This is a genomic window from Actinomyces sp. HMSC065F12, from assembly GCF_001814535.1.
In the GTDB taxonomy this organism is placed as follows: domain Bacteria; phylum Actinomycetota; class Actinomycetes; order Actinomycetales; family Actinomycetaceae; genus Pauljensenia; species Pauljensenia radingae_A.
The window spans coordinates 180,435-186,195 of the sequence record NZ_KV816983.1; the positions used below are offsets into that span (position 1 = coordinate 180,435).

Below are 5,761 nucleotides of genomic sequence, written 5' to 3' on the forward strand. Positions count from 1 at the left end.
GTTTAACACTCGTAAAAATGAGTGGTGAGCCGCCTTTTTCGTGCCCGCACGGGCGATTCGATCCCAAAAATCGGCGCACGACCACACAGCCCGCGCTGCCCCAGCCGCATGACCTGCGTCCTAGTGTTCTGACACGCCAGAGCCTGACCCGCTCCCACCACGGACTGTCTACCAGTGGCGCGTGAAAACCAGCCTTCGCCTCATTACTCACTCGGGCATCAGCTCGCTCCACCTTCGTGCTGGCCAACCTAGGCGTGCTGTCTTAGCCGCAACTAAGTCACCCATGACCAACTCGTTTCAGCCTCGCAAGCCTGCCGGTTCACCCCAGGGCGGGCAGTTCGATTCCAAGCCCCACACCGCCGTGGACGTGAACATGGGCGACACCGATAAGCCTCACGCGAAGGATTTCACCGGCGAGGACATTCAGGGAGACCACTCGTCTCAGATTGTCACCAAGACTATTCTGGACTGCACACATATTGGCGGGACAGCCCTGGACGGCGTGTATGTTTCCGATTCGACACTGGACGGCGCAACGGTTTCGTCTTCAACCTTGAACAAAGCGTCACTGACCCGCCTGCAAGCCGACGGCGCGCATGTTGCCGACTGCACAATGGAGCGCGCCTACATCAACAAGGTGCATGGTCGGGGCGTGCGGATGATTAATCTGAGTGCTGACTGCTCCACGCTGTCCAACAGTGAGTTCCGTGACTACGCCATGAAGCGGTGCGAGTTTAATAACGCAACCCTGAACACTCTCGACTTGAGCGGTGGGCGCGTGAGTAATGTGGAAATGCGCGACTCCACACTGCTGGACATTACTTTCAATGGCGGGTCACTCGAAGCGGTTGACATGACCAGGGCGAACGTTGAGGGACTGTCGTTTAACCGCGTGCACGCTGACGCGATGGACATGTACCGAATGAGCAGTGACTCAATCGCGGTGGAGGACAGTTCGCTTACCGACACGGCGTTCAGTGGTTCCGCGCTGAAAAACTTCTCCATGCTGAACAGTCAGGCTGACCATGCGAATTTTATGCTGGCCGACATGATGGGCGCACGGTTTCTCAACACATCGGTGCGAAACACCAACTTCAGCAAGTCACGTCTCGCGAAGTCGCACCTGTGTGAGCTGCGGGCAACGAATTCGAGTTTTCGCAGCGCTGACCTGTCGGGCGCAACCATGGAGGACTGTGAGATGAAAAAGTGCGACCTGCGTGGGGCAAACCTCCAGGGCATCGACTTTCAGAATGTCACATTCACCGACTGCCAGTTCGACGAGGACACCCTAAGCGCACTCCAAAAGACACACGGCGTCACCATCAACTAGGGGTTGGGTTCTCTCTACAGTTCCCACTGATATACTGGCACCGGTTTTCGGCGGGATACAAGCGAAAAGTGGCGGTTTGATACTCGCAAAAGTGAGTGTTGAGCCGCCTTTTTCGTGCCCACGCCCAAACGGTGTCTTAGGCCAGCCGAACTGTGGCAGGCAATTTCGTGTCCTTCATGCGAACCTCGCCCAGCGTGTTACGGCGCACCACGCTCGGGTGCCCCACCGTCATCAAGTCATTCACGCTCACCCTCCAGCACCGTTTCAGCACAACCCGCACATCGTCGGGGGCATCATCAGGCAGTCCTTCACTTGATAGAAGAGTGGGGCGTAAATTCATCATGCCAGCCGACTCGAACCCCGTTACCGTCCACTCGCGCACAGGGTACGTGTCGAAAAACGTGCGGATCCTCGCGGCCTTGAAATCTGTCGACTCCAGGCGGAGCGTATCGCCGCGAACCACCCACCCCACGTACTCGGCATCCCCACGCGCCAACGCTTCACGCAGTTTCTCGTTGGCCGTGCGAACCGAAATAGACTTGGGCGGCAGCTCTATGCTGAACACGTCACGCCCACCGGAGCGCGCCACATCAACCGCGAACACGCGCAACTGGTAGAAACGCTTACCCACCCGGTAAATGCGAGAGTGATGGACCGTCCCGCCAATGGACGCCCACCCGCCACGCACCGCAACAGCAGACGCCAGGGCGGGAAACACGCCCACCTCATCGCCCGCCTCAAACGGGGTGCCGTTCACCATGATGCGCCGGTTCTGGTTGGCTGGAAGCCCCACGCCCGGCGTGAAATCATCCTGCCGCGTCAACGCGCACCACAGTGCCGGGGTGGACGCCCTGTCAACCTCGTCAACAGTCCACGCGGCCCCCACCCGATGGCGGTCGAGGGGACGGATTGTCGCGTCGTGAGCAGCAGCGTTCGGCACGCTCAACCGCACGTTCATCGTGACTGGGATCGTCATGTTGTCCAGTTTCTCGTTTAACAATCCGGTCAACACCCGCATGTGGTCACGCCACTCATGCCACACCAGACGATCACCCGTCGTCACCCCATCAAACTCCCACCACTGATTGTCCACGCCGGTCAACTGGTGGGCCCTGCGCATGTTGTCGCGGATCGTGAGCGTGTGGGCAATGCTGGGTCTCATCATGGCGAGCACGGCAGCATCAACCGCGTGATGCCTGCGGTCCAGGCGCGTTTTCCCGCCACCACCAATCATGCGAATATCACGTTCCAGGCCGCTCGCACGCCTCGCGCTCGCAGTCACATGACCGGCATAAACACGCACATCCACTGTCCCACCGTAGTGAGAGTCGATGCGGTGTCGCAGTTCGACTGCCATCCACGCGACGGATTCCAATGACCGGTCGTCCAGCGGCTCGTCGGGCCTGCGGCGCTTCAGTCGGGCGATCACGTCACGCTTCACAGTGGCGAATGCTTTGACCGGCATCCGGTCGGTGTTCTTCCACGCTTTGACGCGACTGACCGTCTCACCCAGGCTGGTGCGCGATGATCCGTCTGCCCACGCGGCAAACGGGGTGGCACCCTTCTCATGGTTGCAGGTGCGGCACACTGCGGCCAGGTTGACAAGCCGGTTAGTGGATGCGGGCCCCGACCTGGGGACAATATGATCCAGCTCGAAAGCGGTGAAAGCAATAGGGGTTCCGCAGTACAGGCAGGCTCCACCCTGACGGTCCCAGATCCTCATGCGCGTTATGTCGGCGTGCGAGATAGTGCCGTCTTGCCCCGTCAGTTGAAGCACGCGGTCAGCGAGCTGCCTGTTACGGTCGGCGGCTTTCTGATTGTCGCGGCTGATTTGGCGGGCGACCTTTTCGGAGTTGAGTCCACCCCTGGCGGTTTCAATGGTGATGCTGATGGGGGTGCCGTAGCGTTGCGTGACGGCGGCGAGCCACCGTGCCACCTGTTTAAGCACGCGATCCACTTTCGGGTTGCCTGTGGGCGTGCCGATTGGGTCTGCGGGCGGCTGCCACCCGTCGGGCACGTTGAATTCTCTGGCGCGCGCCTCATGGAGGTCAACGTTGTCGTGCATCATGCGTTCGCACAGTCTTTCCAGGGATGCGGCACTGTAGGCGGCCCTTCCGAGCGGGAACCGGGCGGCGTCTATTTTTGCCCGCTGGGAGGCGTCCAGGCTGGCGAACAGCGTGTTGACGCTTTCCAGCGCGTCCTCGTTTATGGCGTCTGTCCCCACGTTGGACGTGGCGTCAATGAATGCGGCTTTTTCACTGTCAGTCGCTTTGTCCCACCACTCGGTGAGGGGCCGGATGTTCAGGGCGCGGATGACGGCCCGTGTCTGGTCGATGGGTGGGTGTGTCCCGAGGAATTCTCCGTCGCTGGTTTGGCGGGCTGTTCCTGTCAGGTTGCGCCGGTCAATGGTGAGCGTGTCAGCCACGTCACCCCACGTGGGGCGTGTGGCGGTGGACAGGAAGGTGACGGCCTGGTTCATTTCTCGTCGCGTCAGGTGGCGTTCGTGTCCGCCGTCTAGGACGCGCAGATTGGCGACAGTTTGGATAATGCGGAAGCGTTGGAAGACGGGTTGGGCTTTTTCACAGCGTGGCTCGTTTTCCATGCCGGGCAGGGTGTCCTTGCCGACGAGGTGGCGAGCGGACCCGATGGGAGAGTTCATGGAGAAAATGAGGCGGATGAGCTGGTCGACCAGTGTGGGGTTGAGGTGTTGAACGTTTTGGATGCGGCGCAGTTCCAGGGCGTAGTCGCACTGGTGGAGGGTTCCGGCGAGGATCCCGTCCGCCCCCCTGATGGGGGTGGTGGGTGCGGCGTCAAGGATGGCGCAGATGAGCGTGGCGGGCGTGTACTGTTCGCCGACGCGTGCTCCAAGGTGTTCTTCGACGCGGTTTTTGAGTTCAATGAGTTTGGGGGAGGGCTGGAGGTCACCGAGGAGGGTGTCGACTTTTTGGTAGGGGTTGCGCCAGCCTCTGTGCCTGGCCATGTGGCGGACGGCGATGGACAGGTGGTGGTCGAGTTGGGTGGCGGATGTGATGGGGGTGGTGGCGAGAGTGGCGCGTATGAGCCAGGGTTCGTGCGGGTCGTTTTCGGTGGCGTCGGTGATGATGGGGAACCCGTTGTCGCTAAGAAAGGTGTCGAGCTTGTCGAGGCGGGTTCGTGTGCGGCGCATGAGCCTGCGGACGCGTCTGGCTGTCCCCGAGACGGCGCGGCGCGTGTCACCGGCCTTGTGGTGGTCGGGGTCGACTCCGCCGTCGTGGATGAAGCTGGTGGAGGTGAGAATGTTGGTGGGTGTGCCTGTCGGGTCTGTTTGGATAGCGCTGAAGCCGATGGAGTGGGTGCCGACGTCGATGCCGACACGGTAGCTGGTCGTGTTTTCGTTCATGCCCCTGCTTGTGGGACGTGGCGGTCATAAAAGTAACCGGGCACTTCACAGTACCCGGTTGACCAGTCAGCTCCGCGAACATTGGCAGGAGCCTTGTTAAGTTCTCTACGCTGTCCAGTATAGGAGTGTGGGTGGGTGTGTCAACGGGTGGAGTGTTGGCGTGTCGCGCTGTGGGTCAATTACCCACACCCACGAGGGGCAGGGCGTGAAAGGCGTCTGGTCTTTCCATCCATGCGGGCATCAACGAGTTTTGACCTGCGCTTTCTCAGGTGTTGACCCGCCCAGCTTTCGTATTGTTTCCCCGAAGCGCGTCTTTTCAGCCGCAGGGACTTTCGCCCTGTCCCGCTGGAACACTCCACTCTCAAGCGCGGCGGTCATGGACTGGCTTCCGGTTCCGGTCTGCTGGTGACCTGCACCAGAGTGGTGACACGGGATGAAGCTCGCCCCACTTTCGTGCCGGTCAACCCGAGCGTACAACCATGGCCGCAGGGACTTTCGCCCTGGCCTGCTGGGGCGCTCCACTCTCAAGCGCGACGGTCATGGACTGACTGCGAGTGCCGCCAGCCAGCGACCTTCGCCCCACCACTCACTCGGGTATCAGCTCGCTCCACTTTCGTGCTGGCCAACCTAGGCGTGCTGTCTTAGCCGCAACTAGGTCACCCATGACCACTTCATTCCAGCCTCGTAAGCCAGCCGGTAGCCCCCAGGGCGGGCAGTTCGACACGAAACCCCACGCAGCCGTGAGCGTCAGCGTCGACAAACCCCACACCACTGAGATCGACCCCTACGAATACCAAAGTGACGACCTGACCGGAATGGACTTCGACGGGCTCAGCCAGGACGAACTGTCACTGTGTGAATCCACCATCAGCCACATGACCATTTCCAACTCGTTCATCGACGAACTCGACCTGACGTACACGGAAGGCGAAAAGGCCACCATCAGCAACCACACGGGGCAGGCGGTCCGTCTTAACTACGCCGGGCTCCAAGACTTCACCATCGAAAACGCCGCCAACTCGTTGGGTTCTCTCTACACTTCCCACTGATAT

Annotated in this window: 3 protein-coding genes; 2 read left to right on the plus strand and 1 reads right to left on the minus strand. The window is 60.6% G+C overall.

The genetic code is table 11. The features are described 5' to 3' along the window. Positions 1-283: 283 nt before the first annotated feature. On the plus strand, positions 284-1,330 hold the full coding sequence (locus HMPREF2975_RS06980) for a pentapeptide repeat-containing protein (RefSeq protein WP_070726688.1): 1,047 nt from the start codon (positions 284-286) through the stop codon (positions 1,328-1,330). A gap of 136 nt (positions 1,331-1,466) precedes the next feature. Here the strand turns inward: HMPREF2975_RS06980 and cas9 are convergent, their stop codons facing one another. Continuing rightward, positions 1,467-4,709, minus strand: a complete 3,243-nt coding sequence (cas9, locus tag HMPREF2975_RS06985) for a type II CRISPR RNA-guided endonuclease Cas9 (protein ID WP_070726690.1) — start codon at positions 4,707-4,709, stop codon at positions 1,467-1,469. 662 nt (positions 4,710-5,371) lie between these two features. Between cas9 and HMPREF2975_RS06990 the strand changes: the two genes are divergently transcribed. Next, on the plus strand, positions 5,372-5,758 hold the full coding sequence (locus tag HMPREF2975_RS06990) for a hypothetical protein (protein ID WP_070726692.1): 387 nt from the start codon (positions 5,372-5,374) through the stop codon (positions 5,756-5,758). The last annotated feature ends 3 nt before the right edge of the window (positions 5,759-5,761 follow it).